Annotated in this window: 18 protein-coding genes and 2 pseudogenes; 15 read left to right on the plus strand and 5 right to left on the minus strand. The window is 65.2% G+C overall.

All coding sequences use genetic code 11. The annotated features are described in order from the left end of the window. Positions 1–226 precede the first annotated feature (226 nt). From dnaN to IVB54_RS38555, 10 genes and pseudogenes are all read left to right on the plus strand, one after another. Entirely contained in the window at positions 227–1345 is a 1119-nt protein-coding gene (dnaN, locus tag IVB54_RS38510) for a DNA polymerase III subunit beta (protein ID WP_007598262.1), read from the plus strand. A 210-nt stretch (positions 1346–1555) separates the two neighbouring features. Continuing rightward, positions 1556–1920: pseudogene (locus IVB54_RS38515) on the plus strand (DUF559 domain-containing protein). An 89-nt stretch (positions 1921–2009) separates the two neighbouring features. Continuing rightward, positions 2010–3146 (plus strand): DNA replication/repair protein RecF, encoded by a 1137-nt coding sequence (gene recF / locus IVB54_RS38520; RefSeq protein ID WP_018455838.1) that lies wholly within the window; start codon positions 2010–2012, stop codon positions 3144–3146. Positions 3147–3266: 120 nt separating this feature from the next. Beyond that, the gene (locus IVB54_RS38525) at positions 3267–4010 is read left to right on the plus strand and encodes a hypothetical protein (RefSeq protein WP_026233034.1); all 744 of its coding nucleotides are present in this window, start codon (positions 3267–3269) and stop codon (positions 4008–4010) included. A 124-nt stretch (positions 4011–4134) separates the two neighbouring features. Beyond that, positions 4135–6303: a hypothetical protein gene (locus tag IVB54_RS38530; RefSeq protein ID WP_018455835.1), complete on the plus strand. Its 2169-nt coding sequence runs from the start codon at positions 4135–4137 to the stop codon at positions 6301–6303. A gap of 279 nt (positions 6304–6582) precedes the next feature. Beyond that, positions 6583–9018: a DNA topoisomerase (ATP-hydrolyzing) subunit B gene (gene gyrB, locus IVB54_RS38535; protein WP_018455834.1), complete on the plus strand. Its 2436-nt coding sequence runs from the start codon at positions 6583–6585 to the stop codon at positions 9016–9018. A 225-nt stretch (positions 9019–9243) separates the two neighbouring features. Continuing rightward, the gene (gene murA, locus IVB54_RS38540) at positions 9244–10539 is read left to right on the plus strand and encodes a UDP-N-acetylglucosamine 1-carboxyvinyltransferase (RefSeq protein WP_247777005.1); all 1296 of its coding nucleotides are present in this window, start codon (positions 9244–9246) and stop codon (positions 10537–10539) included. 261 nt (positions 10540–10800) lie between these two features. Then, positions 10801–12195 (plus strand): MATE family efflux transporter, encoded by a 1395-nt coding sequence (locus IVB54_RS38545; RefSeq protein WP_018455832.1) that lies wholly within the window; start codon positions 10801–10803, stop codon positions 12193–12195. After that, positions 12192–12680, plus strand: a complete 489-nt coding sequence (locus IVB54_RS38550; RefSeq protein ID WP_018455831.1) for a DUF2867 domain-containing protein — start codon at positions 12192–12194, stop codon at positions 12678–12680. The genes IVB54_RS38545 and IVB54_RS38550 overlap by 4 nt, the downstream gene beginning before the upstream one ends. Then, a complete protein-coding gene (locus IVB54_RS38555; RefSeq protein WP_018455830.1) occupies positions 12677–13327 on the plus strand; it encodes a 2-hydroxychromene-2-carboxylate isomerase in 651 nt (216 codons plus the stop codon). The genes IVB54_RS38550 and IVB54_RS38555 overlap by 4 nt, the downstream gene beginning before the upstream one ends. 1 nt (position 13328) lies before the next feature. On the opposite strand, the gene IVB54_RS38560 is transcribed toward IVB54_RS38555, so the two are convergent. Further along, a complete protein-coding gene (locus IVB54_RS38560; protein WP_018455829.1) occupies positions 13329–14444 on the minus strand; it encodes an FUSC family protein in 1116 nt (371 codons plus the stop codon). A gap of 118 nt (positions 14445–14562) precedes the next feature. Here IVB54_RS38560 and IVB54_RS38565 point away from each other — a divergent pair, with 118 nt between their 5' ends. Continuing rightward, complete coding sequence (locus tag IVB54_RS38565) at positions 14563–15930, plus strand: MmgE/PrpD family protein (protein ID WP_018455828.1); 1368 nt, start codon at positions 14563–14565, stop codon at positions 15928–15930. Between the two features lie 6 nt (positions 15931–15936). On the opposite strand, the gene IVB54_RS38570 is transcribed toward IVB54_RS38565, so the two are convergent. Both IVB54_RS38570 and IVB54_RS38575 read right to left on the minus strand, forming a co-directional pair. Further along, positions 15937–17364, minus strand: a complete 1428-nt coding sequence (locus IVB54_RS38570; protein ID WP_247777006.1) for a serine hydrolase — start codon at positions 17362–17364, stop codon at positions 15937–15939. 145 nt (positions 17365–17509) lie between these two features. Further along, positions 17510–18571, minus strand: a complete 1062-nt coding sequence (locus IVB54_RS38575; RefSeq protein ID WP_018455826.1) for a helix-turn-helix domain-containing protein — start codon at positions 18569–18571, stop codon at positions 17510–17512. 258 nt (positions 18572–18829) lie between these two features. On the opposite strand from IVB54_RS38575, the gene IVB54_RS38580 reads away from it, so the two are divergent. The 3 genes from IVB54_RS38580 to IVB54_RS38590 all read left to right on the plus strand — a co-directional run bounded on the left by IVB54_RS38580 (position 18830) and on the right by IVB54_RS38590 (position 23218). Beyond that, complete coding sequence (locus tag IVB54_RS38580; RefSeq protein WP_018455825.1) at positions 18830–19747, plus strand: pirin family protein; 918 nt, start codon at positions 18830–18832, stop codon at positions 19745–19747. 77 nt (positions 19748–19824) lie between these two features. After that, positions 19825–20739, plus strand: coding sequence for a phosphoribosylaminoimidazolesuccinocarboxamide synthase (locus tag IVB54_RS38585; RefSeq protein ID WP_018455824.1), 915 nt, complete (start codon positions 19825–19827; stop codon positions 20737–20739). Positions 20740–21001: 262 nt separating this feature from the next. Beyond that, on the plus strand, positions 21002–23218 hold the full coding sequence (locus IVB54_RS38590; RefSeq protein WP_247777007.1) for a SulP family inorganic anion transporter: 2217 nt from the start codon (positions 21002–21004) through the stop codon (positions 23216–23218). Here the strand turns inward: IVB54_RS38590 and IVB54_RS38595 are convergent. Beyond that, positions 23208–24040, minus strand: a pseudogene (locus IVB54_RS38595) (alpha/beta hydrolase). The gene IVB54_RS38590 and the pseudogene IVB54_RS38595 sit on opposite strands and share 11 nt — an antisense overlap. Before the next feature lie 221 nt (positions 24041–24261). On the opposite strand from IVB54_RS38595, the gene IVB54_RS38600 reads away from it, so the two are divergent. Next, positions 24262–25203 (plus strand): GlxA family transcriptional regulator, encoded by a 942-nt coding sequence (locus IVB54_RS38600; protein ID WP_247777008.1) that lies wholly within the window; start codon positions 24262–24264, stop codon positions 25201–25203. A gap of 11 nt (positions 25204–25214) precedes the next feature. Here the strand turns inward: IVB54_RS38600 and IVB54_RS38605 are convergent, their stop codons facing one another. After that, the gene (locus IVB54_RS38605; RefSeq protein WP_018455821.1) at positions 25215–25934 is read right to left on the minus strand and encodes a hypothetical protein; all 720 of its coding nucleotides are present in this window, start codon (positions 25932–25934) and stop codon (positions 25215–25217) included. Positions 25935–26017 lie beyond the last annotated feature (83 nt).

The raw sequence follows: 26017 nt of genomic DNA on the forward strand, positions 1-26017 counted from the left end.
TGGCCGGCGAGGCGTTCAGCGCGTTGCGGAAACATAGGTAAATCGTGGGGAACTGCCCGCAATCCCTTGAATCCGGGGGCCATCCGCGCCACCTTGCGCGACCCTGACGGCTTTGGTCATATCGGCTGGATGATCCGGCTTTCCGGGGTCTTCGGTGCCGTGGCGCGCGTCCCGCCGCCCGGCTTTTCCAGATTTGTGTTTCCTTGGGGATCGGGCGAGTAGTGCAATGAAGGTTACGGTCGAACGCGCGCAACTCCTGAAGTCGCTGGGCCACGTCCACCGCGTGGTCGAACGCCGCAACACGATTCCGATCCTCGGCAACGTGCTTGTTAGGGCCGAAAACGCGAAATTGTCGCTGAAGGCGACCGACCTCGACCTCGAGGTCACGGAAACGCTCGCGGCGGAAACCGCGACCGCGGGCTCGACCACCGTGCCGGCGCACATGTTCTACGACATCGTGCGCAAGCTGCCGGATGGTTCGCAGATCGTGCTCGAAGCCGACGGCGACCGCGCCGTGCTGGCGATCCGTGCCGGGCGCTCCCGCTTCACGCTGCAGACCCTGCCGGAAAACGATTTCCCGGATCTCGCCGCCGGCGACATGTCGCATTCGTTCAGCCTCGCCGCCAAGGACGTCAAGCGGCTGATCGATCGCACCCAGTTCGCGATCTCCACGGAGGAGACCCGCTATTATCTCAACGGCATCTACCTGCATGCCGCGGGCTCCGCCAAAGCCGCCACCCTGCGCGGCGTCGCCACCGACGGCCACCGCCTCGCCCAGCTCGACCTGGTGCAGCCCAAGGGTGCCGAGGGCATGCCCGGCGTGATCGTGCCGCGCAAGACGGTCGGCGAGGTGCAGCGCCTGATCGAGGACAACGAGGCCGAGGTCACGATCGAGCTGTCGCAGGCCAAGATCCGCTTCACCATCGGCAATGTGGTGCTGACCTCGAAGCTGATCGACGGCACCTTCCCCGATTACGGCCGCGTGATCCCGCAGGGCAACGACAAGGAGCTCGTCGTCGACAAGAAGGATTTCGAGAACGCGGTCGACCGCGTCTCGACGATTTCCAGCGAGCGCGGGCGAGCCGTGAAACTCTCGCTGTCGCCGGGCAAGCTGGTGCTGTCGGTGACCAATCCGGATTCCGGCAGCGCGACCGAAGAGCTCGAAGTCGAATACGCCTCCGACGCCCTCGATATCGGCTTCAACTCCCGCTATCTGCTCGACATCGCCGCCCAGATCGAAGGCGACGTCGCAACGCTCCGGCTCGCCGACCCGGGCTCACCGACTCTGGTGCAAGACCGCGACGACAAGAGCGCGCTCTACGTGCTGATGCCGATGCGGGTGTGAGGGACGTGGTCCTCCTCTCGCGACACCTTTTATGCAGAGACAACCCCTCACCCGGCCTCGCTGCGCGAAGCCCCCCTCTCCCACAAGGGGAGAGGGGGAAGCTACAGCTTCGCCTGCCGAAACAAGCGCAATGCACGTTGCTGCGCCCTCTCCCCTTGTGGGAGAGGGCATCTCCACGGGCGGATACATACTCAGTCGGGTGAGGGGTTCGTGCCGCAGGAACCATCCCATCGGCCAGTCTCCAAACGTCTTCGCCAATTCGCGAAGAATATGCGGCACGAACCGGCGGATGCGGAAGCGGCAATGTGGCGCCTGCTCAGGCACCGGCAACTCTCCGCTTTCAAGTTTCGCCGGCAGGTCCCGTTCAACACCTACATTCTCGACTTCGTCTGCTTTGAGAAGCGCCTGGTGATCGAGATCGACGGCGGTCAGCACGTAGAATCACGACGCGATGCAGCGCGTGACGCAGCTCTCTCGCCGAAGGCTTTGTCATCGCGCGCTACTGGAACAACGACGTGCTCCAGCGACCCACTTCTGTATTGGAGGACATCCTTGCAAAGCTCGCCGAGCGGTAAGATACCCCTCACCCGTCGCCTCACCTTGTGAGGCGCCACCCTCTCCCACAAGGGGAGAGGGGAAGAATCGCGGCCACGACAAAGATCTGATGACCCCCTCCCGCATTCATCGCCTGACGCTGACGCATTTTCGTAATTACCGGGCGGCGGGGCTCGAGACGGCGGCCGACATGGTGGTCCTGGTCGGGCCGAACGGAGCGGGCAAGACCAATTGCATCGAGGCGATCTCGTTCCTGTCGCCGGGACGCGGCCTGCGGCGTGCGACGCTGGACGACGTCGCCGACAATCAGGGCGACGGCTCCTGGGCGGTGTCGGCACAGGTCGAGGGCGCGCTGGGCCTTGCCACGCTCGGCACCGGCATCGATCCGCCGTGCGCAGATAGCCCGGTCAGCCGGCGCTGCCGCATCGACCGCGAACCGGTCAATTCGGCGGCGGCGTTCGGCGACCACATCCGCATGGTATGGCTGACGCCGGCGATGGACGGGCTGTTCATGGGAGCGGCGTCCGAGCGGCGGCGCTTCTTCGACCGCCTGGTGCTCGCCATCGACAGCGACCATTCCAGCCGCATCTCCGCGCTCGAACGTTCGCTGCGTTCGCGCAACCGACTGCTCGAGACGCGCAATTACGACGACCATTGGTGTGACGCGATCGAGCGTGAGACCGCGGAGCTTGCGGTCGCGGTCGCCGCAACCCGCGGCCAGACCGCGGCGCGTCTGACCGGCATGCTGAACGCTCGCGCGCAGGCCTCCGCCTTCCCTTCGGCGCAGATCGCGCTCGACGGCTGGATGGAGAACGCGCTGCTGACGGAGACCGCGACGTCGGTCGAGGACCGCTACCGCCAGATCCTGCGCGACAACCGTCCGCGTGACGCCATCGCCGGCCGTACCACGGATGGTCCGCATCTCACCGATCTGCAGGTGATCTACGCGCCGAAAAGCATGCCGGCGCGCGATGCCTCGACCGGCGAGCAGAAGGCGTTGCTGATCGGGCTGGTGCTGGCGCATGCGAGCCTGGTCGCCGAGATGACCGGCATCGTGCCGCTGCTGCTACTCGACGAGGTCGTCGCGCATCTGGATCCCGGCAGGCGCGCGGCGCTGTTCGACGAGCTGCGCAAGCTCGGCGCGCAGGTGTGGTTGACCGGCGCAGACCCTGCCGCCTTCGCCGAGATCGGCGCCGGGGGCGAGATCTTTGACGTCGAAAGCGGACAGGTATCGGCCCGGCGCTAGTCGCCGCCGTTGAACCGGCCCCATTTCTGCCGCGACTAGTTGCCGGAGGCCGCGCCGACGGCGTCGCAGCCGTTTTGCAATCGCGCAATGACATGCCGCGCGAGACCCCTGGAGAGTGAGATGCGGACGGCAAGGTCCGGGGCGCAAGCTCCGGCACGATGGCGGGCGTTTGCGTGCGGCCTCGTCCTGCTCGCGATCTGCATGCTCGCTGCAAGGGCCGGCGCCGGGATGCCGCATCTCGCGGCGCTGTTTTCCGCCGATCTCACGCCGGATCCCGATGCCAGGCTGCTCGCACCGACCCGCTACAGCTTTCGAGGAATCCACACCACCCTGATGCGGGGCGTCGAAGCGCCGCTTCGGGTCAAGCTCGAGGCCACCGTGCCCGCCGAACTCGGCGACGTCCTAGCCTTCTACCGCAGGGAGCTCGGAAAGCTCGGCTGGCAGGAGCAGCACGATGGCGCCGTCGTCTCCGCCGATCACGTCCAGCTCGCGTTCGCATCTCCGCTCGGTCCGGCGATGCTGGAGCTCGGCCGCAAGGGCAGCAGCACCTTGGTTCATCTCGTGCAGAAGAACTCGGATACTGCAACCCGGGCGAACGTCATGCCCGAGCCGGGCCAGGCGAAGCTGGTGTTCAGCAACATCGGCGAGACGGAAGCCGTGCTCGGGATCAACGCGCACATCATCAAGCGCTCGGCCGGCGCTAACGCCGTCTCGCTGGATCTGGCGCCCGGCAGATATTCCTACGAACTGAACGTACCCGGCCGTCCGGCCCACAGCAATATCCTCACCGTCGCAGCCGGCGACGCCTGGGAGCTCACCATCGGGCGCGACGGCGAGGCATGGTCGCCGCTCCAGCTGTATTGAGCCGTCCGGATCTTTGAACCTGCCCGGTTCCTGCCGCGACTTCTCGTTTGAGACCCGCCGACGGTGTCGCAGCCGTTGCAATCGCGCGCGCCCAAGCGCCGCGCGGCATCCTGGAGACGTAACGATGGCGATGATCCCGCGCGGGATGCAAGTCCCGGCACGATGGCGGCTGCTTGCATGCGGTCTCTTCCTGATGGCGAGCTGCTCGATCGCGGCCGGCGCCGACGAGGGCATCGTCGACGTCCACGCGCTGCCCCAGCTCGAAGGTGCGGTGGAAGACATTTCGCGCCCCGATCCCTATAGCGTCGAATATCGCGTACCGATGCGGCAGGCCGTGACGCTGCCCGCGGTCCAAAAGCTCCTGCGCGACAACGGATGGGTGCCCTATGTGATGCCGCTTGAGGAGAAAAGCAGCCTGCTGAAGTTCAGGAAGGGACGACAAGGCCTTTCCGTTCATTTCACGCAGGCGCTCGGCCGGCCCGACCAGTCCGTGGTTTACTACACCACCGACCGGATGTACGGGAACGTGCCATTTCCGGAAGGCGCAAGTGACATCGTGTTCGACGGGACCCGGCCCTATCTCGGCTGCATCGCGCCGACGCCGCTCGATGCAACGTCGGATTTCTACAGCAGCCAGATGGCTGCGATCGGCTGGCAGAAGCTCACGCCGGAAACCGCCGCACGCTGGACCACCAGCCTGAATGAAACCGTTCCCAACGGCCTGCGCGCGTTCTACGCGCATGCCGATAGCAAGGAGACCGGCTTCTATCAGCAGAAGCCCGTGATGCTGACGCTGACGCGCCGCGACGATGGCCGCACCAATGTCGATATCCGGGTCGCCCCCTTCGCGCTGCCGAGCGAGCTCAAAGCCGATAGCGATCTGGCCGGCCTGCCGCGGCCGAGCCCGACCAAGACGGCCAGGGGGCTCGGCGGCGCGAGCGACAACAAGCGCGAAATGTCGGCCGCCGCGATGGCCGAGCTGCCGGCCGTGCTCGCCTTCTATCACCGCGAGTTCGCCGCGCGCGGCTGGCAGGAGGACGGCAGCGCGCAGCTCGCACCCGGTGACGAGGTCGCGATCAAGATCTCTTCGGCGGAGGAAACCGGCGTGCTGCGGCTTGGCCGCAAATATGATTTCACCATGGTCAGCCTGACCGCGCAGGTGAAGGACTCCGCGCTTGCCGCCCGTGCCAAGGCGAAGAAAGAGGCGGACGACAAGTTCCTTGGGGATGCGTTAGGTGCGGCCAAGCAGCTCATCACCGCCGACGAAGCCAGGCGCAAGGTGCAGGCGGCCGCATTGTCCGACGCGCCGCTCAACGCGCAGGCCGACAGCAAGATTCCGGTGCCGCTGCCTGAAAACGCCGAGGGTGTGAAGTTCGAGAGCGACGAGGGCAGGCTCGAGTTCTCCTCGACCTCGAGCGTGAAGGCGCTCACTGCGTTCTATCGCGCATCGCTCAAGCCAGCGGGCTGGAAAGAGCAGCCCTCCGTCATCAATCAGCCCAACATGGCGGTGATGGAGTTCGCAAAGAGCGGCAAGTCGATCTCGATGACCGTGATGCAGATGGGACCGAAGGTGAACGTTAGCGCCAACGGCTCCGGTCTGGTCGTCGCCGCGGCGAAGCCCGTCGAGGCCAAATCGACCCAAGCCAAGGCGGTCCAGACCAAATCGAAGGAGCCGCTCACGCCCGATCCCGATTCGGCCCTGCCGGTGCCGACGCAGCACAGCTCGACCGGCATCAGCTCCACGAAATTTCCCGGCAGCGACCAGTCGTTCCGGACCGAGCTCGAAGCCAGCATCCCCGCCGAGCTTGGCGAGGTCCTCGCCTTCTATCGCGCGGAGCTGACCAATCGGGGCTGGCAAGAGAAGGCCGACGGCGCGATCGTGACGGCCGAGCGGGCGGAGCTCGCGTTCACCTCGCCGCAGGGGCCGGCCGTGCTGAAGCTTGGCCGCGCCCGAGACGAGACCACGGTCAGCCTGATGCAGCGAAATCCGCAGGCCGCGGCCAAGGCCGACATCATGCCGAAGGCCGGACAGGCCAGGCTGATGCTCGGCAATATGGGGCCGAAAGAAGCATCGCTGACGATCAACAATCAGACCGTAAAGATCGCGGCCGGCGCCGGCGGTCCGCAATCGCCGAAAGGCCCGATGCTCGATCTGCCGCCAGGCAAGTACCAGTACGCGCTGCGTCTGCCGGGACGCCCCACTCGCACCGAGATTCTCACAGTGGCCGCCGGCGATGCCTGGGGCCTCCTGGTGGGGCCAAACGGAGATGTGCTGCCGCTTCAGATGTATTGAGCTGCAAGGCCGTTCCGGGGCGTTCCAGGCGCCTCGGAACGCCCTCGTCCCCGCAAAATCCACGCCTTCCACGGCCCGAAACGGCTTCCCGAATCGCGCTTTTTCCAAGCCGCCGAATCGGGCTTCGAAGGCCTTGAAAATCGGCCAAAAAATTCTATTTAATCAAAGACTTGCCGGGGGATACTTTGCGCTAGGCGCAATCCGTCTTTCGTGGCACAAATAGCCCGCATATCAGCGCCTTTTGCGCCGCTGATTCGGGCGACATCTCGAAGGCCTCTCATGACAGAACCTGCTCGGCAGACGCCTGCCGAAAACGAACCCTCAAATCCGAGCGATTACGGGGCGGAATCGATCCGCGTGCTCAAGGGTCTCGACGCCGTCCGCAAGCGTCCCGGCATGTATATCGGCGACACCGATGACGGCTCGGGCCTGCATCACATGGTGTACGAGGTCGTGGATAACGCGATCGACGAGGCGCTCGCGGGCCACGCCACGCGCGTGGACGTGATCCTCAACGCCGACAATTCCGTCACCGTGCGCGACGACGGCCGCGGCATTCCCGTCGACATCCACAAGGGCGAAGGCATCTCGGCAGCCGAGGTCATCATGACCCAGCTCCATGCCGGCGGTAAGTTCGACCAGAATTCCTACAAGGTTTCCGGCGGTCTGCACGGCGTCGGCGTCTCCGTCGTCAACGCGCTGTCAAGCAAGCTCGGCTTGCGCATCTGGCGCGACAACAAGGAACACTACATCGAATTCGCCCATGGCGATGCGGTCGCGCCGCTCAAGGTGGTCGGCGACGCGCCCGGCAGGCGCGGCACTGAGGTGACGTTCCAGGCTTCGACGGAAACCTTCAAGAACATCGAGTATGATTTCGCCACGCTGGAGCACCGGCTGCGCGAGCTCGCCTTCCTCAATTCCGGCGTCAACATCGCCCTCTCCGACATGCGTCACGCCGTCGAGAAGCGCGAGGAGATGCACTATTCCGGCGGCGTCGAGGAATTCGTCAAATATCTCGACCGCAACAAGAAGGCGATCGTTCCGGCGCCGATCATGGTGCGCGCGGAATCCAACGGCATCGGTGTCGAGGCCGCGTTGTGGTGGAACGACAGCTACCACGAGAACGTGCTGTGCTTCACCAACAACATCCCGCAGCGCGACGGCGGCACCCATCTCGCCGGCTTCCGCGGCGCGCTGACGCGCCAGGTCAACGGCTATGCCGAGGCCAACGCGAAAAAGGAAAAGATCGCGCTCACCGGCGACGACTGCCGCGAAGGCCTCACTGCGGTGCTGTCGGTGAAGGTGCCGGACCCAAAATTTTCGTCGCAGACCAAGGACAAGCTGGTGTCCTCGGAAGTGCGCCCCGTGGTCGAGAACGTGCTCAACGAGGCGCTGCAGGCCTGGTTCGAGGAGCATCCCTCCGAAGCCAAGATGATCGTCGGCAAGGTGATCCAGGCGGCGGCTGCCCGCGAAGCCGCGCGAAAGGCGCGCGAGCTGACGCGCAAGAGCCCGCTCTCGGTCTCTTCGCTGCCCGGCAAGCTCGCCGACTGCCAGGAGAAGGACCCGGCGAAATCCGAGCTCTTCATCGTCGAGGGTGACTCGGCAGGCGGCAGCGCCAAGCAGGGCCGCAACCGCGAATTCCAGGCCGTGCTGCCGCTGCGCGGCAAGATCCTCAATGTCGAACGCGTGCGTCCCGACAAGATGCTGCACAGCGAGCAGATCGGCACGCTGATCACCGCGCTCGGCACCGGCATCAGCGACGAATTCTCGATCGAGAAGCTGCGCTATCACAAGATCATCGTGATGACGGACGCCGACGTCGACGGCGCCCACATCCGCACGCTGCTGCTCACTTTCTTCTACCGGCAGATGCGCGAGATCATCGACGGCGGCTATCTCTATATCGCCCAGCCGCCGCTCTATAAGGTCAACCGCGGCAAGTCCGAGCAATATCTGAAGGACGAGCGGGCGCTGGAAGATTATCTGATCGATACCGGGCTGGACGATTGCGTCTATATTCCCGGCACCGGCGGCGATCGCACCGGCCGCGACCTGCGTTCGCTGGTCGATGACGCCCGCGCCGTCCGCGGCGTCCTGCGCAGCCTGCACACCCGCTACAATCGCAAGGTGATCGAGCAGGCCGCCATCACCGGCGTGCTCAACAAGGCGATCTACGGCGATCCGGAGAAAGCCGCCGCGGCAGCCCAATACATCGCCGCCCGCCTCGACACGCTCGCCGACGAGGTCGAGCGCGGCTGGATCGGTCAATACGTCGAAGGCCATGGTTTCCAGTTCGAGCGCACCGTGCGCGGCGTCAAGGACGTCGCCCTCATCGATGACGCGTTCCTGGGCTCGGTCGAAGCCCGCAAGCTCGACGAGTACACCGTCAAGCTCCAGGACGTTTATGCCCGCCCCGGCAAGCTGCGGCGCAAGGACACCGAGCACATGGTCTACGGCCCGGTCGATCTGTTCGAAGCCGTCACCGACGCCGGCCGCAAGGGCGTCTCGCTGCAGCGCTACAAAGGGCTGGGCGAGATGAATCCGGAGCAACTCTGGCAGACGACGCTGGACGTCAATGCGCGATCACTGCTCCAGGTGAAGGTCAAAGAGGTCGACGAGGCCGACGACATCTTCACCAAGCTGATGGGCGACGTGGTCGAGCCGCGCCGCGACTTCATCCAGGAACATTCGCTGAGCGCGACGATCGATATCTGAGATCGGATGGCTTGGACGGTCGTCATGCCCCGGACTTGTCCCGGGCATCTAGGTTCTCCGTGCATCTGGCAAAGGCGTGGATGGCCGGGACAAGCCCGGCCATGACGTAGAGACACGGCTGAACCTCCCCCGCCCTCGCGACAAGTGCAGAATTGCTCCCGCGCTCAATTCTCGGTAGTTTCCGCCTCGAAAACCCGCCCACCCAACACGACAGCGAGAGACCCCGTGGCGCCCATCCAGTACATTGTCGAGGCCGGTCACCGGCTCTCGGGCTCGATCGAGCCTTCCGGCAACAAGAATGCGGCCCTGCCGATCATCGCGGCAGCCCTGCTCACCGAGCATCCGGTGACGCTGGAGAACGTGCCGCGGATCCGCGACACCGAGACGCTGGTCGAGCTGATCCGCTCGGTCGGCGCGGCGGCGGAATGGACCGCCCGCAACACGCTTCATATTCACGCCAAGAGCATCCGCGCCGCCGATCTCGATCCTGATCTGTGCGTGCGCATCCGCGCCTCGATCCTGCTCGCCGGCCCCCTGCTCGCCCGCTGCGGCGAAGTGATGCTACCGCCGCCCGGCGGCGACGTCATCGGCCGCCGAAGGCTCGACACGCATGTGCTCGCACTCGAGCAGTTGGGAGCCAAGGTCACCGCGACCGACCGGCTCGAATTCCGCGCTTCGAAACTGACCGGCGCCGACGTGTTCCTGGACGAGCCCAGCGTGACCGCGACCGAGAACGCGCTGGTCGCAGCCGTCGCCGCCCAAGGCACCACCTATTTGCGCAACGCCGCGTCCGAGCCGCATGTGCAGGACCTCGCCAACTTCCTGGTCGCGCTCGGCGCAGGGATCGAGGGCATCGGCACCAACACCATGATCGTGCACGGTCCGGCGACGCTGGGCGGCGCGACCTACCGGATCCAGCCCGACCATATCGAGGTCGGCTCGCTGATCGGACTCGCGGCCGTGACGCGGTCGCCGCTTCGCATCGTGCGCGCGGGCGTCGAGCATCTGCGCTCGATCCGCATGGGATTCGAACGGCTCGGCATCGTCTGCCGCATCGAGGGCGACGATCTCATCGTGCCATCAAACCAGACGCTGAAGATCCAGGACGATTTTGGCGGCCACGTGCCGAAGCTGGAAGACCAGCCCTGGCCGGCCTTCCCGGCCGATCTGATGTCGATCGCGATCGTCACCGCCACGCAATGCGAGGGCGTGATCCTGATGTTCGAGAAGATGTTCGAATCGCGGATGTTCTTCGTCGACAAGCTGATCGCGATGGGCGCGCGTATCGTGCTCTGTGACCCCCATCGCGCCATCATCGCCGGCCCCAGCCGCCTGCGCGGTGCATCGATGATCTCGCCCGACATTCGCGCCGGCATGGCCATGCTGCTCGCGGCCGTCTGCGCCGAGGGCACCTCCACGATCAACAACGCCGACCAGATCGAGCGCGGCTACGAGCGCATCGACGAGCGCCTCAACGCGCTCGGCGCGAAGATCAGGCGCGTGCCTGAACGGAAGGGCTGAGGCGCTTCTTCCCTTCTCCCCTTGTGGGAGAAGGTGGCGTAGGCGGCCTTTGGCCGCCGTTTTTGAGAACGCCGAAGCTTCGCATCGGCTATAGCGCCGGATGAGGGGTTGCTTCAGCGAGTCCTGCTGCTTGAGGGCCGTACGCGGAGAGATCCCCCTCACCCGTCTCGCCGCTGCTGCGGCGAGCCACCCTCTCCCGCAAGGGGAGAGGGAGAAGACCAAGCCATGTTTTCGTCGCCCGGCTGTGCTATTGACCCGGCCATGCTCGACACCGTCCAGCCTCGTTCGCAGCCGCAAGCCGGCGTGCCGCCAAATCCTCTCGCCGACGAATTCGTCGCGACGCTGCGGCTGGCCGTGCCGATGATGCTGACGCAGCTCGGGCAGATCGCGATGATCACGACCGATCTCGCGCTGATCGGGCGGCTCGGCGAGAGCGCGGTCGCAGCAGCAGCGCTGGCGCACACGGTCTATTTCGTCAGCTTCACCTTCGGGCTCGGATTGATGACGGCGGTGTCGCCGCTGGTCGCGCAAGCCTTCGGCGCCGGCGATGTCAGGCGCATCCGCCGCTCTCTGCGCGTCGGCTTGTGGGTCGCCTTGCTGATCTCGCTGCCGATGATGGCCTCCCCGCTCTATGGCGAGCACATCCTGGTCGCACTCGGTCAGGCGCCGCACTCGGCCGCGCTCGCCCAGCGCTATCTGAATGGGCTGGCCTGGGGCATCGCGCCGGCACTCGGCTTCATCGCGCTGCGCAGCATGATGAGCGCGGTGAACCGGCCGCAGGCCCCGCTATGGATCACGCTCGCGGCGATCCCCGTCAATGCCGCGCTGGTCTACGCCCTGATCCACGGCCTGTTCGGCCTGCCGGAGCTCGGTCTGTTCGGCGCAGGGCTTGCGACCACCATCGTCAATCTCGGCACGTTCGTCGCCACGCTCGCCATTGCGGGGCTGCGCAAGCCGTTCGCGGATTATCGTCCGCTTGCCCATCTCTGGCGGATCGACTGGCCCCTGATGCACAAGCTCATCGCGATCGGCGCCCCGATCTCGTTCTCACTGCTGCTGGAATATGGCCTGTTCTCTTCGGCGGCGCTGCTGATGGGGTTGATCTCGACCACGGCGCTCGCGGCGCATCAGATCGCGCTCCAGGTCACCGCCGTGCTGTTCATGGTCCCGCTCGGCATCGGCATGGCAGCCACGGTGCGGGTCGGCCACGCCTTCGGCCGGGGCGACCCGGCTGCGGTGAGGCGCGCAGGTCTCGTGGCAGCCGTGATCGGGATCGCGTTCGTCTCGGCCCTCAGCGTCGCAATCATTCTCGGCCGCTATGAGCTCGGACGGCTGTTCTTCGGCAGCGGCGAGGCGAGCATGGCGACCGTCGAGCTGACTGCAACGCTGCTGCTGGTCGGCGCGACCTTCTTCATCGCCGATGCCATCCAGACCATCATGGGCGGCGCACTGCGCGGCATCAATGACACCAGAATGACGTTGGTATTCGCCGCGATCGGCTACTGGTGCGTGGGCTTTCCCATCGCCTGGTTGCTCGCTTTTCACGCTGATTTCGGCGCGGTCAGTGTCTGGATCGGACTGTCGATCGGATCGTTCGTCTATGCCGGACTTCTGATCTTGCGCTTCCGGATGCTGACGCGCAAACTGGCGGGATGAACGGGACCGTCCGCGAAGTCATCCCCGATGTCGACGCCGGCACGCTGCTGGCCGGTGCGCAATTCATCGACGCCTTTCGCGTGGAGATCGGCACAGCACCGGTGAATGCCCGCGAGGCCTGCACCAGGATGGTGTTGCACGGACCGCGCTGGATCGGTGCACTGACACGCCTGCGCAACATCCTCGTGAGGCCCTTTGGATTGAAGACATCGGGTGAAGGCGCACCAGCGCCGGGCGGCCCGATCGGCTTGTTTCCGGTGCTGAGCGAAACGCCGGAGCAGCTGGTCGCCGGCTTCAATGATTATCATCTCGACTTCCGCATCGTGGTCGATGTCGCCGGCGAAGCGGTGCTGCGCCACGTCACCCTGACCACGCTGGTGCGGACCAACAATCGGCTGGGCCGCGCCTATCTCGCGTTCATCACGCCCTTCCACAAGCTCGTCGCCCGCAGCATGATGGGGCGGCTCGTCGAGCCGGCCCGATGACGCTCTCCGTCGACCTCTTCTACTCCTTTCGCAGCCCGTTCAGCTGTCTGGCGTTGCCGAAAACGCTCAACCTGGTCGAAACCTACGATCTGACGGTGAATTTGCGGCCGGTCTATCCGCTCGCAGTCCGTGTGCCCGGGTTTTTCAAGAAGGCCAGCCCGAACTTCATTCGCTATGTGGTGCTCGACAGCACGCGCGTGGCGCAGCACGAAGGCATTCCGTTCCGCTTTCCCAGGCCCGATCCGATCGTGCAGCACAAGGTGACGTTCGAGGTCGCGGCGGAGCAGCCCTACATCCACCGTCTGACCCGGCTTGGTGCCATGGCGCAGCTCGAGGGACGCTCGCTCGCATTCACCGATGCAATCGCCCGCGTGCTGTGGGACGGCTCGGTGTCGGGCTGGAACGAAGGCGATCATCTCGGGCGCGGCGCCGAAAAGGCCGGCTTCGATCTCGCCGCGATGGATGCCGCAATCACCGCGGACCCTGATCGCTACGAGCAGGTGATCACGGAGAACGAGAAGGACCACGCCGCCTCCGGCCATTGGGGCGTGCCGACCTTCGTGTTCGACAACGAGCCGTTCTTCGGCCAGGACCGCATCGATTTGCTGGTCTGGCGCATGCAGGGCAAGGACCTGATGCGGCGCTAGCTCACTCGGCCAAGCGCGCTGACTTGTCCGACGAGGCTTCCGACCACTCGCCGACGACGCGATCGAGATCGCAGAGATTCTGGTGCATCTGCTCCAGCGAGAAGCCGATCGCGAAGAAGCGCTCGGCGGTGTCGCTCGGCTGGCCGCGGATCAGGCCGTCCTGGCGAACGGCGGCAACCGCCTCGGCGTAATGCTGGAGCGCGACGTGCACGGGATGAATCGGCGGCGCGCCGGCACCAGCCCGCAACGCTTCGGCCGCCGAGCGCAGAAAGCGCACGATCGCCGCACTGACCTCCGCCAGCGGCGCGGCGAGCCGCATCTGCACCTCGGCCGGCAACGGCACCACGGTCGAGCGGCCGATCATCACGACGTCGTGGCGCAGCCGTAGGATCGTTCGCAGCAAGGGACCGGTGTCGGGCCCGCTTGACAGGCGCGCGGCCCGCTCGCGCTCGGCTTCGGCACCGATCGCATTCATGCCCACCATCGCGGTGCCGATGCCGTCCTGGATCCGGTGCAGCGCATCGTTGTCGCGGCCGCGCGTGAGACCCGCGAGCAGCTCGGTGAAGGCGTCCGCGATCAGCTCGAGCAGCCTTGCCGCGCTGGCGCGGATCTGGCGCACCGCGCGCGAGGGCAGCACCAGGAACGAGACCAGCAATCCCGTGATTGCGCCGACCCCGACCTCGCTGACCCGATCGATTGCCGATGTCATGGGATCGGAATGATGCATCGTCGGAACCAGCAGCACGATGATGGCGGTGACCGTCGCTGCATTGAGGCTCGGGTTGATCGCGGCGACGAAGGCGAGTGGCGCGACCGCCAGCACCAGCAGGCCCAACAGGCCGGCCTCGGTCGAATAAGGGATCAGGATCGCGATGGCGCCCCCATAGATGGCGCCGCCGATGGTGCCGAGCACGTAATCGCGCGTCGCCTTCAGCGAGCGCCCGACGCTCAACTGGGTCACGATCAGCGAGGTCAGCACCGCCCAGAGCGGCAGCAGCAGATGCAGCGCGGTGGCGATCGCGTAGGCCGCGGTGGCCGCGACCGTGACCCGGATCGCCAGGCCCAGTTGCGTTCGCCGCGCCCGGACCCGGTCGAACACATCTTTTGGAAGTCCCATCGTGGAATATCCCGATCCTCTTGGAGCCTGCCAAAAGCATAGCTGATGCCCGCAGCCCATGGCCGCTTGAAAGGCCAAATCAGCCCGCCTAACTTGCGCGCCAAAACGAGGAAACACGATGGCCCACGAAACCGCAACGCTCGCTGCCTATGTCTTCAATCTGAAATACGGGGATATTCCGGCGGAAGTGCTGGATCGCGCAAAGGTGCTGACGCTGGACTTCCTGGGCAGCGCCATCCGCGCCCGCAGCGAAGCGGAATCGACCCCCTCGATCCTGAAGATGCTGGAGGCGCTCGCGCTCGACACCAGGGGCGAATCCACCGTGTTCGGCGACAGCAAGACCTGGACGCCGGCGGTCGCGGCGCTGCTCAACGGCGCGCTCGGCCATTCCCTCGACTTCGACGACACCCATGCGGACTCCTCGCTGCACCCGAGCGCGCCGGTCGTTCCGGCCGCCTTCGCCATCGGCGAGATGGTCGGCGCGTCGGGCCGCGACGTGCTGACCGCGATCGTTGCGGGCTATGAGGTCTGCTGCCGGCTCGGCAACGCGCTCGACCCGACCTCGCATTATGCGCGCGGCTTCCATCCGACCGCCACCGCTGGCACCTATGGCGCAGCAGCGGCCGCCGGAAAGCTGTTCGGCCTGTCCGAGCAACAGCTCATCGCCGCCTTCGGCGTCGCCGGCAGCCAGGCCGCGGGCTCGCTGCAATTCCTGGTCAATGGCGCCTGGAACAAGCGCTACCAGGTCGGAGCCGCCGCGATGAATGGCGTGATCGCCGCGACGCTGGCGCGCAACGACTTCGTCGGGGCGACGGAATCCGTGGAGGGCAAACATGGCCTGCTCGCCGGCTACACCGACGATGCGCATCCCGACAAGGCGGTCGCCGAGCTCGGCAAGACCTACGAGACCATGAAGATCGGCGTCAAACCGTATCCGAGCTGCCGCTATACCCACGCCGCGATCGACGCGCTGATCGCAATGCGGCGCGAGCACAATCTGACGCCCGATCAGGTCAAGCGGGTCGAAATCGGCCTGCATCGCAACGGCATCACGCTCACCGGCGACGCCGCGACCAAGCGCCACCCGACCTCGATCGTCGGCGGCCAGTTCTCGATGTTCTTCACCGGCGCGCTCGCGCTCGACCAGGGCTCATTTGGCTGGGACGACTACAATCGTCTTGGCGACGCCGCCATCGACGCACTCGCCGACAAGTTCGACGTAGTGCAGGACGATCGCCTCGAAATCGGCCGCACCCACCCCTTTGGCGCGCGCGTGAGTATCACGACGGACGACGGCGTGCATGAGCGGCTCTACGCCGATCCCTCGGGGGAGCCGACCTCGTTCCCGGATGCACAGGCGATGCAGCAAAAATTCTTGACGCTGGCACGCCCGGTGCTGAATGCGCGCGCGGAGAAATTCGCAGACGCGATCATGACGCTGGAGCGGTTCGATCGCGTGGCAAAGGCGACGGAGCTGGGAAGGTAAAGCACCTCAATCCATCCCCGCCACCTTCCCTTTAGCGCGCGTTGCCGCAATCACATCCCGCACCAGATCAAACACACCGTCCGCTTCCGGCGGTGAGTTCGGCGAACGGCCGAGCCGCACGATCACGAGTCGTTCCGACGGAATCACGATTGTATACTGCCCGATCGTGCCCTTGGCGAAGAAGGCATCGCGCGGCCAGCCGTGATCGACGCGAAAGGTCGCGCCAAAGCTGTCGCCCTGGTTGGTCCAGAATCCGGCGCCGATACCGACCCAGGCATTGGGCGTCGCCGACGCCGAGTAATTCACCCAGCCCTCGGGCAGGATGCGCCGGCCGCCGGCGACGCCGTCGTCGAGATAGAGCTGGCCGAAACGCGCCCAGTCGCGCGCGGATGCGAGCATCTCGCTCGACCCCTCGATCGTGCCGGCGCCGTCGAGCTGGAGCGTGACGTGTCGCATGCCGAGCGGCGCGAACAATTCGCGGCGCGCGAAGGCAAGCGCATCGGCGGGATTGCCGCCGGCGGCGTTGCGGATCAGATGCGCGAGCATGATGGTGTTGCCATCGTGATAATTCCACACGGTGCCCGGCGCGGTCGCAAGCGGCATGCTCGCTGCATAGGCGGCCATGTCGGCCTCCACGAATTTCATGCGATTGACCGGCTCGAAGGCGGAGCCAAGCGAGGCCTGAAGCGAGCTGCCGAGCGCCAGGCCCGCGGTGTGGCGCAGCAATTGATCGACGGTGATGGCGTGACGCGGATCGTCCGGATTTGTCCAGGCGGCGACCGGTGCGGGCCCGTCGAGCTTCAGTCGGCCCTGGCGCACGAGGATCCCGGTGAGAGCCGAGATCACGGACTTGGTCATGGAGAAGCCGAGCAGCGGCGTCTCCGGTCCGATGCCGTCCGCATAGCGCTCCGCGATGATGCGGCCCGACTTCATGACGACGATTGCGCGGGTGCGGCGGAATGGCGGCGATGGCGGCTCAGCGAAGGCGCGATCGAGTGCGGCTGACAGCTCCGGGCTCTGTGGCGACACGACCGCGGGCCCGGCGATCTCGGGCAGCAACGCCGGCTGCCTGTCATCCGGCGGCAACGTGACGTCGGTGATCCCTCCGCCGTGCTCGAGCGTGCAGCCGAGTCCCTCGCGATAGACGGCGTGGCTGCGACCGATGCCGAACAGCGTCACCGTAACATCCTTGCGCGCGCGATCGACCCGATAGTCCATCGCCCAGCCGAACAGACTTGCGCCCGGCATCGCATCAATGGTCTCCGTCAGGTTAGGCCTGATATCGAGGCCCGAGACAAACGTCTCCGCGCAGAGCACGTCGGCGATGAAGCCGGTGACGACCTTGGGCACGTCATGGGCGCGAACCGTGCCGAGCGCGAGGCCGGCAAAGACGATGGCGATGGTGAGAAGGACGATCTTGCGGCGGCGGGTCACGGGCTTGCTCCGGCTTGAGGCGTGTGCCGGAGACGAAGCGGCATTCACGCGATGCCCGCTCGCCGGATTTGGAAAACGGCAGAGCCGAAAGCAGCGAGACGCTCGCCGATTCCAAAATAACCTTGATATTACAGCGTGCTAAAGATTAGACGGCATTCACCTTCAGCCGCCGGTACTCCGTCGGCGTCACGCCGGTCACGGCCTTGAAGGCGCGGTTGAAGGGGCCTAGCGACTGGAAGCCAGAATCCATCGCGATGGTGATGACGGGGACCTTGGCCTGGGCGGGATCGGCGAGGGCTGCCTTGGCCTCTTCGATCCGGTGGTTGTTCAGGAACACATTGAAATTGCGGTAGCCGAGCCCCTGGTTGATCAGCCGGCGCAGCCGGTATTCGGGAATCTTCAGCCGGCCCGCCAGCACGCCGATGCTGATGTTCTCCTGGCGATAGATCCGTTCGTCCGCCATCAGCCGCATCAGGGCGTCGATGAGCTTTTGGTCGGGGGCATCCTCGCCGACAGGCTGGCTCGCCGCGATCGCGGGCGCCGCTTCCGCGGCGGCTGGAAACAGGTCGGCGCCATCGACGCGCATCATCGCATAGGCGATGGCCGCGACAATGCCGGCGAGCACGCCTGTATTGACGGTGTTGGCGACGTCGCCGACGTCACTGCCGACGACAAGGATCTGGAGCACCGCGTTCAATCCGCCATAGAGCGCGGCAGCACAGACAATGAAGATACGGACGCGGCGGCGGCGCTCGACCAGATCGGCTGACCATGAGGCGATCGTCTGCACGATCGCGAGCGCAATGAAGCCGAGCACGATCAGGTTCACCGCGGTGACGGCGACCCGGACATGTCCGCCGGGTGCGATCCAGAGACAGCTGACGAAGCTGAAGGCTGCCACCAACGCCCAGGTCAATCCGTGCCACCGGCGCAGGCGAAACTCATCGTCGAACAGCGCGCGCGTGAACAGCCAGAACACCACGATATTGCCGGTCGACAACGCGATCAGCGGCGCATGCCATGCCGGTACCAGCGATGATGTTCCGACAGAATAGCTCACAGCATGCGCGGCCGAGCCGAGCGCAAAGGCCGCACCGAGCCGGGCTGCCAGCACATTGCGGAAATCCGAGAGTAATGACGCTGCCAACACCAGCAGCAGCGCCACGGCGGCGGCGCGAAAGGCGAGCTCGGCTGCGGCTGGGGTCATCGGGTGTTGCGATGGGTCGCGGTTGACATCAGCCGAACATCCTTCGTCAGGCGTATGTTTTCAAGCACCATCCGCACCACAGCTGTCATCGTCCGGCTTGACCGGACGATCCAGTACTCCGAGACGGCCATGATTGAACGGATAGGCCGCCGCGTACTGGATGCCCCGCCTTCGCGGGGCATAACAGCGGGCTTAGCCGCGACGCTGGCGCGGAATCCTGCTAGTATCGAGCCCAAGCAATTTAGACGGAGTTTTACCATGAGCTGGCAACCCTCGAACGATCCCGTGCTCGGCGATCCCATGTCCTGCGATGCGCTCGATCTCGTCATCGTGCCGCGCACGCGCGATCTCGGCGACGGCTTCGCGGTGCGGCGCGCGTTGCCGCACGGCAAGCGGCAGATGGTCGGGCCCTTCATCTTCTTCGACCATTTCGGGCCGGTGCAGTTCGTCTCCGGCAAGGGCATGGACGTGCGGCCGCACCCGCATATCGGGCTTGCCACGGTCACCTATCTGTTCGACGGCGCGATCATGCATCGCGACAGTGAGGGCAACATCCAGGAGATCCAGCCTGGCGCGATGAATTTGATGACGGCCGGCCGCGGCATCGCGCATTCCGAGCGCACGCCGGATGTGCAGCGCGCCTCGGGGCAGAAGATGCTGGGCCTGCAAAGCTGGATCGCGCTGCCGGCCGGATCGGAAGAGATCGCCCCGTCGTTCCAGCACTACGGCGCGGGTGACCTGCCGATGGTCACCGAGCGCGACTTCACCGCAAAGGTGATCGCGGGCTCGTCCTTCGGCATCACCTCACCTGTTTCGATGGTGTCGCCGTGGTTCTATACCGAGGTCACGGCGGCCGCGGGCGCGGTCGTGCCGCTCGACCCTGATCATGAGGAGCGCGCCATTTACGTGGTCGACGGCGAGGTCGAGATCGCGAACGAGCGCTACGAAGGGCCGCGACTGCTGATCTTCCGCCCGGGCGACCGCATCACGGTGAAGGCGCTCAAGGCCACGCGGATGATGTTTCTGGGCGGCGACGCCCTGGAGGGCCCGCGCCACATCTGGTGGAATTTCGTCTCCTCCAGCAAGGAGCGGATCGAGCAGGCCAAGCAGGACTGGAAAACCGGCCGCTTCGCCGCAGTTCCGCAGGAACATGAGTTCATTCCGCTGCCGGAATAGGCTAATCCGGCTTCCGGTCGCGCGATCAGGCTCGGCCGGATGTCCCGTCGCAAGGCCTTGCTCCGAAAGTTCTGCCGATGACCACCATGCTCTCCAGCGACCTGCCCCTGCCCAAGATCGGGCGCGGCAAGGTGCGCGATATCTACGCCGTCGACGACGACCGCCTGCTGCTCGTCACCACGGACCGCATCAGCGCCTTCGATGTCGTGATGGGCGAGACCATCCCGATGAAGGGCGCGGTACTGACGCAAATCAGCGCCTTCTGGTTCAACGAGCTCGAAGGCGTGGTGCCGCATCACATGATCAGCGCCGACACCGACGAGATCATCGCCGCCGTGCCGGCCTTGAAGCCGCATCGTGCCGAGATTCTCGGCCGCGCCATGCTGTGCCGCCGGACCACGGTGTTTCCGATCGAATGCGTGATCCGCGGTTATCTCTCGGGATCGGCCTGGAAGGAATATGCAGCAAGCGGAACGCTGGCCGGCGAGAAGCTGAAGGCGGGACTTGTCGAGAGCGAGAAGCTGGAGCCCTCGATCTTCAGCCCGGCGACCAAGGCCGAGACCGGCCATGACGAGAACATTACCATCGCAAAAATGCGCGAGGTCGTCGGCGACGAGACGGCCTACACGCTCGAGAGCATGACGCGCGCGATCTACACGCTCGGCGAGGAGCTCGCCCGCGAACAGGGCATTATCATCGCCGACACCAAGTTCGAATTCGGCCGCGACAAGGACGGCCGCATCATCCTGATCGACGAGGTCATGACGCCGGATAGTTCGCGCTTCTGGGCCGTCGATGCCTACAAACCCGGCCAGCCGCAGGCGAGCTTCGACAAGCAGCCCTTGCGCGACTATCTCGATGTCGAGCGCCGCGCCGGCCGCTGGAACGGCGACGCCCCGCCGCCGCCTTTGCCCGCAAGCGTGGTGGACGCGACCAGCAAGCGGTATCTGGAAGCATATCGCCGCGTGACGGGAAGCGAACTCAAGATCTAGTGCAGGCCCTTAGCGTCGTCCTGGACCAGCGAACGAAGTGAGCGCCGATCCAGGACCCATTACCACCGGGCGCGGTTTGGCGAAGACTGTGGCCGTCACCTCGCGGCACGACTCCTCCCTGGGATAATGGGTCCTGGCTTTCGCCAGGACGACACCGAATGGCGGGCGCTTCGGTTTCTTCCATCCGGCTTGCAAGAATCTTGTTGCGCTAAGTCTCCAGTCGTCTACCTCTCGGAGGGGAATACTCAGCGAGTGGCACGGCGTGACAGATCCAGCGATTGGCTTCACTCCGTCGACCGGGCTCAATCCGGCCCTCAAGCGCGCGCTGAACGATATATTGGGCGGGAGCGCCGCCAGCGTCCTGACCGTCACGTTCGGACTGTCCTACGCGCTGCTGATCTTCGCGGGGCCGTTGTCGCCCTATCTGTCCTACGGCATCACGGCCACTTTCGTCAGCTCCGCGGTGCTTGCGGCCGTCGTCGGGCTCGGCAGCTCGCTGCCCTTCGCGATTGCAGCCCCCGACAGCTCGACCGCCGCGGTGACGTGTATCCTGGCGGCCTCGGTGGTCGAACGCATCGAGACGGCGAACCTGTCGACGCCGTTGCTGTCCCCTATCCTGATCACGCTCGGCCTGTCGACGATGCTGACAGGATTGGTGCTGTGTGGACTGGGCCTGACGCGGCTTGGCCGCGCCATCCGTTACGTGCCTTATCCGGTGGTCGGCGGCTTCCTCGGCGCCACCGGACTTCTCATCGTCATGGGTGCGGTCCGGGTGATCACCGACCATCCGCTGCAGTTCACGACGCTGTCGCACTTCGCCGACCGCACCATCCTGCTGGAGCTCGGTGCCGCCTGCGCGATGGCGCTGGTGCTGTATCTCACCTGGCACCGCTCGCGCAGCCCGTTCGGACTGCCGATCATCCTGGTCGGCGGCGTGCTCACCGCGCATCTGGCGTTCTGGATCACCGGCGTTTCCTTCGATGAGGCGCGCACATTGGGCTGGACCTTTCAGCCACCGCCGCAAGCGGTCTTCATGCTGCCCTGGCATACCGACGATCTCGCCCGCTATCCCTGGTTTGCCATACCGGACCTGCTTGGCAATGTCGTCGCCGTCATCTTCGTCACGGCCTCCAGCACGCTGTTCAACACCACCGGCATCGAGGTGGCCACGCATCGCGAAGCCAATCTGGAGTGTGAGCTGAACGTCACCGGCGCCGCCAACATCCTGACCGGCATGCTGGGCGGCTACCCCGGTTGCAGCTCGACCAGCCGCTCGATGCTCAATTTCAGCAGCGGCGGCCGCGGGCGACTGTCCGGCCTCACCGCCGCAGCGCTGTCGCTGCTGGTGCTTGCCGTCGCACCCGAGCTGCTCGGCTTCATCCCCAAATGCGTGCTCGGCGGGCTGTTGCTCTATCTCGGCGCCGACCAGTTGCACAAATGGATCATCGAGTCGCGCAAGCGGCTGTCGAAGCTCGAATATCTCTCGCTGATAGCCATCATCGCGATCATCGTGGCCTGGGGTTTCGTTCCGGGCATCCTGATCGGCGTCATCATCGGCTGCGCGACGTTTGCGTTCAGCGCCGCGCGGGTCGAGTCGATCAAATACAGTTTCGACGGCTCGGAGTACCGCTCCTCGCTCGACCGCTCGCGCGACGACCAGGACGTGCTGCTTGCCCACGGGGGCAAGATCCAGGGCCTCAATCTCCAGAGCTATCTCTTCTTCGGCTCCGCCAACCGGCTCTACCAGCACGTCAAGCAGCTGCTGCAGGAACGCCCCGAGTGCCGCTATCTGCTGTTTGACTTCAAGCTCGTCACCGGCGTGGATTCATCGGCTGCCTATAGTTTCGCCCAGATCAAGCGCAGCGCCGGCGATCTCGGAGTCGAGCTGATCCTGGTGCATCTGTCGGCTGCGGCCGAGAAGGTGCTGCGCTCCAGCGACTTCGTCGGCGAGGGCGTCACCATCATCCCCGAGCTCGATCGCGCGCTGGAATGGTGCGAGAACGAGCTCATCTCGCAGCATCAGGAGCTGGCGCAGGAAGAAGCCAGCCTGCGTGACTGGTTCACGCGAATGCTCGGCAGCGAAGGCGGCGCCGACGAGCTGATCCGCCGCTGCCAGCGCATCGAGGTCGAAGCCGGCGAGGTCATCGTGCAGGCCGGCGCCCCCGCCGATTCCATGCATTTCATCCTCGACGGCCGCGTCGGCATCATGATCCCGGCCGATCACGACCGCACCACACGCGTGCGCAGCCTCGGCCGTTACACCACGATCGGCGAGATGGGGCTGGTGTCACAGACACCGCGCAGCGCGACCATCCAGGCCGAGGTCGACAGCGTGCTCTACGTGCTGAATACGCACCAGTTCGACGCCATCAAGACCGAGGATCCAGCGCTCAGCCACAAGCTGCTGACCTATTTCGTGTCGGTCATGGCGGAGCGGCTGACCTTTGCGAACCGCACGATCGCGGTGCTCAGGCGGTAGCCCTCGCATCCAGAAACGTTCTGCAATGTGCTACGAACAAATCCGGGTATTGGAAAGGTGCGCCGTGTCCGGAGTCGGGATACAGGATGAGCTGCGCATCACTCATCGCCTTGAACATGTTGTAGGCGTTGATGCTCGGGAACATTGAATCGTCGCTGCCGTGAACAATCAAGGTGGGCTGCGCGATTGCGCGGAGGATGGACGCCTCGTCCTTGCGGGCACACCAGGTGATGATCGCCTTCGCCTGAGGTTCGCTCACACTGTCTCCGCTTTCGGGATCCCGGTCCTGTGCGCGCGCAGTCCTCGCGCGATAAAGCCCCTACCGGCGCGCTGGCTGGCCTCGGAGGGCGTAAAGAACAGCGGCAGCCTGACATCGGCAGCCCCACGGGCAAAGGCGTCGTTGACGACGGCCATCAGATGCTCCTCGCCGCCGCGCGGCGCCGCTCCCGCCACGATCATCTTGCGGACGAGCCCCGTCCCCCGGGCAGCGAGCACCTGAGCGATCATGCCACCGAGCGAGAAGCCGAGAAGATCGACCTCACCGAGATCGAGCGCCCTGATGAAAGTTTCGGCATCCGCCGCCATCCGCTCGACGTTGTCCGGCGTCGCGCCGGAGCTCGTGCCGACGCCCGCATTGTTAAAAACGATGACCGGCCTGGTTTCCGCGAGCCGGTTCACCACGGCCGGATCCCAGGAATCCATGTTGCCTGTGAAATGCTGAAGCAGGACCAGTGGCATACCCTTTGCCGGGTCGAGGCGCCTGAAGGCAAAGCGCATACCGCCGGCCTCGATGAATTCCGTTCGCGCCGTTTCAAGGGACATGCCTTTTCCTTTTTCTTGAAGTGCACGGATGGCTGCTGGCACGACGGCGAGCACTCCATATATGACGCTCGCCATATGTATGTCGTCTTCCCGCGCTCGAGGGTGGAGACGTATCAGCCGGCTTACGGCATCGACAGGACGTAGATGCCATCATTTCGGCCATCGAATTGGCGAGGGGAGCAGGCGCACAAACAGGTGGTCCGTCGCATCCAGGAGTCATCATGAGAATCGGCTTGGTTCTGTCTCCGAGCTTCCAGGCCGTCTGTTTCGGCGCCGTCGCCGCTTTCGACGTGGCGAACAAGCAGGCTGGAGAAAAAATCTACGATGTTCGTGCGTTCTCGGAAGACGGCGGGCTGGTCACCTCGTCTGCTGGGATGCAAGTCATGACGGAGCCTTTCGATCAGGCCGCTTTCGACACCCTCATCGTCGCGGCGGGCCTCGACATTCCAACCTCATCACCCGGCCTCGTCCGGCTGCTTCGCGCAGCGGCCCGGAATGCGCGGCGGGTTTCGTCGATCTGTCTCGGCTCGTTCGTGCTCGGTGACGCCGGGCTGTTGAACGGGCGGCGAGCGACCACGCATTGGCGCTACGCACAGGAGATGCAGGCCAGATTCCCGGGTTGCAATGTGGACGCCGACAAGATCTTCATTGCCGACGGCCAGATCTGGACGTCTGCCGGCATGAGCGCCGGCACCGACATGGTCGTCGGCATGATCGAACGAGATCTCGGTGCCGATAGGGCTCGCTCCGTGGCCAAAGGCATGGTCATGTACCACAGCCGCCCCGGCGGACAATCGCAGCATTCGGTTTTGCTGGAGGTGGGAACGAGCGAAGACAGGATCCAGAAGGCCCTGAACTACGCCCGGCAAAACCTGCGCGAGAGCCTCACGATCGAAGATTTGGCCCGCGCCGCCTGTCTCAGCCCGCGGCAATTCACGCGACTCTTCCGCTCGGCGACCGGCACGACGCCGGCCAAGGCCGTCGAAGCCTTGCGCCTCGAATCCGCGAAGCTGATGCTGGAGCAGACTCGTTTGCCGATCGAGGTCGTGGCGCGCGAGACCGGCTTTGCGACCCGTGAGCGCATGCGACAGGCTTTTGTCCGCGTGCATGGCGAGGCGCCGCGGACCTTCCGCAAGGAGGCTGGGCCACTCGCCATGCTCTGACGTGCCTCAAATCAGCTCAGCCGGATATTGGACAGATCGATCGAGACGACCAGCGGCTCGGTGCTGAAGCTGCCGTCGGGTTGCCGTGCATAAATGCGACGCTTGGTCGGAAACCGGATGCCCGAGACCTCGACATAGCCATCGATCAGATGCGCGCCGGGCGTATTGCCGGCGATCTCCACGTCGTAATCGTGCCGCTTCAAGAGTCCGTCCGCATCGAAATAGAGCGTCTGCACCGCGCTGTGCGTTGCGATGTCATTTGGAAAACGGACCGCAAGACGGCGCCACAGCCCGTCATTCGTACGCACCGGCTCCAGCTCTTCTGCCTCGACTCCCGGCCAGGCGAGCACGAACGGGGTGTTGAGGTAAGTCCACATGGCGCAGCCGGCGAAATAGGCGAGCTGGAGATCGGTCCACGGCGTTTGCAGAGTATGACCTGCAAAGCTGCTGCGCGGGTCACGAAGCTCGTCGAGCACCGTGCCGTCGGCCGCTTCGAGGGCGACCCGCCCCGGCTCGAACCGCGAACGGCGGCGCTCGGCGCCGAAGGGCGAGTGGGACGCCCATTCCTGGCGCAGACCAACCGTCACGGTGGTCTGCTGAAGCGTCTCAGGCTCCCCTTTCAAGGACCACAACACGCCCCCCTGCTGAAGGTCGGCCGCGACCTGCTCGAACTGGTTCCAGCGCTGAAGCCCACCATGGGCTTCGATCGCCAGCTCACTTAGTTTGGTCATCACGTTCTCCTGCGTAGGGGCCGTTGCATTGAGCCCTGCTGCAGAGAACGTTAGGCCCTCACGGGAGGACGGCGAACGCCGTA

Origin of the sequence: Bradyrhizobium sp. CW1, from assembly GCF_023100665.1 — a bacterium.
Taxonomy (GTDB): Bacteria; Pseudomonadota; Alphaproteobacteria; order Rhizobiales; family Xanthobacteraceae; genus Bradyrhizobium; species Bradyrhizobium canariense_D.

Excerpts from the sequence above, each read along its gene's own strand:
- IVB54_RS38545 (WP_018455832.1), top strand. The coding sequence starts at position 10,801 with ATGCTCGACACCGTCCAGCCTCGTTCGCAGCCGCAAGCCGGCGTGCCG.
- IVB54_RS38555 (WP_018455830.1), top strand. The coding sequence starts at position 12,677 with ATGACGCTCTCCGTCGACCTCTTCTACTCCTTTCGCAGCCCGTTCAGC.
- IVB54_RS38585 (WP_018455824.1), top strand. The coding sequence starts at position 19,825 with ATGACCACCATGCTCTCCAGCGACCTGCCCCTGCCCAAGATCGGGCGC.
- IVB54_RS38560 (WP_018455829.1), bottom strand. The coding sequence starts at position 14,444 with ATGGGACTTCCAAAAGATGTGTTCGACCGGGTCCGGGCGCGGCGAACG.
- IVB54_RS38565 (WP_018455828.1), top strand. The coding sequence starts at position 14,563 with ATGGCCCACGAAACCGCAACGCTCGCTGCCTATGTCTTCAATCTGAAA.
- IVB54_RS38575 (WP_018455826.1), bottom strand. The coding sequence starts at position 18,571 with ATGACCCCAGCCGCAGCCGAGCTCGCCTTTCGCGCCGCCGCCGTGGCG.
- recF (WP_018455838.1), top strand. The coding sequence starts at position 2,010 with ATGACCCCCTCCCGCATTCATCGCCTGACGCTGACGCATTTTCGTAAT.
- gyrB (WP_018455834.1), top strand. The coding sequence starts at position 6,583 with ATGACAGAACCTGCTCGGCAGACGCCTGCCGAAAACGAACCCTCAAAT.
- IVB54_RS38600 (WP_247777008.1), top strand. The coding sequence starts at position 24,262 with ATGAGAATCGGCTTGGTTCTGTCTCCGAGCTTCCAGGCCGTCTGTTTC.
- IVB54_RS38605 (WP_018455821.1), bottom strand. The coding sequence starts at position 25,934 with ATGACCAAACTAAGTGAGCTGGCGATCGAAGCCCATGGTGGGCTTCAG.
- IVB54_RS38550 (WP_018455831.1), top strand. The coding sequence starts at position 12,192 with ATGAACGGGACCGTCCGCGAAGTCATCCCCGATGTCGACGCCGGCACG.
- IVB54_RS38530 (WP_018455835.1), top strand. The coding sequence starts at position 4,135 with ATGGCGATGATCCCGCGCGGGATGCAAGTCCCGGCACGATGGCGGCTG.
- dnaN (WP_007598262.1), top strand. The coding sequence starts at position 227 with ATGAAGGTTACGGTCGAACGCGCGCAACTCCTGAAGTCGCTGGGCCAC.
- IVB54_RS38580 (WP_018455825.1), top strand. The coding sequence starts at position 18,830 with ATGAGCTGGCAACCCTCGAACGATCCCGTGCTCGGCGATCCCATGTCC.
- IVB54_RS38525 (WP_026233034.1), top strand. The coding sequence starts at position 3,267 with ATGCGGACGGCAAGGTCCGGGGCGCAAGCTCCGGCACGATGGCGGGCG.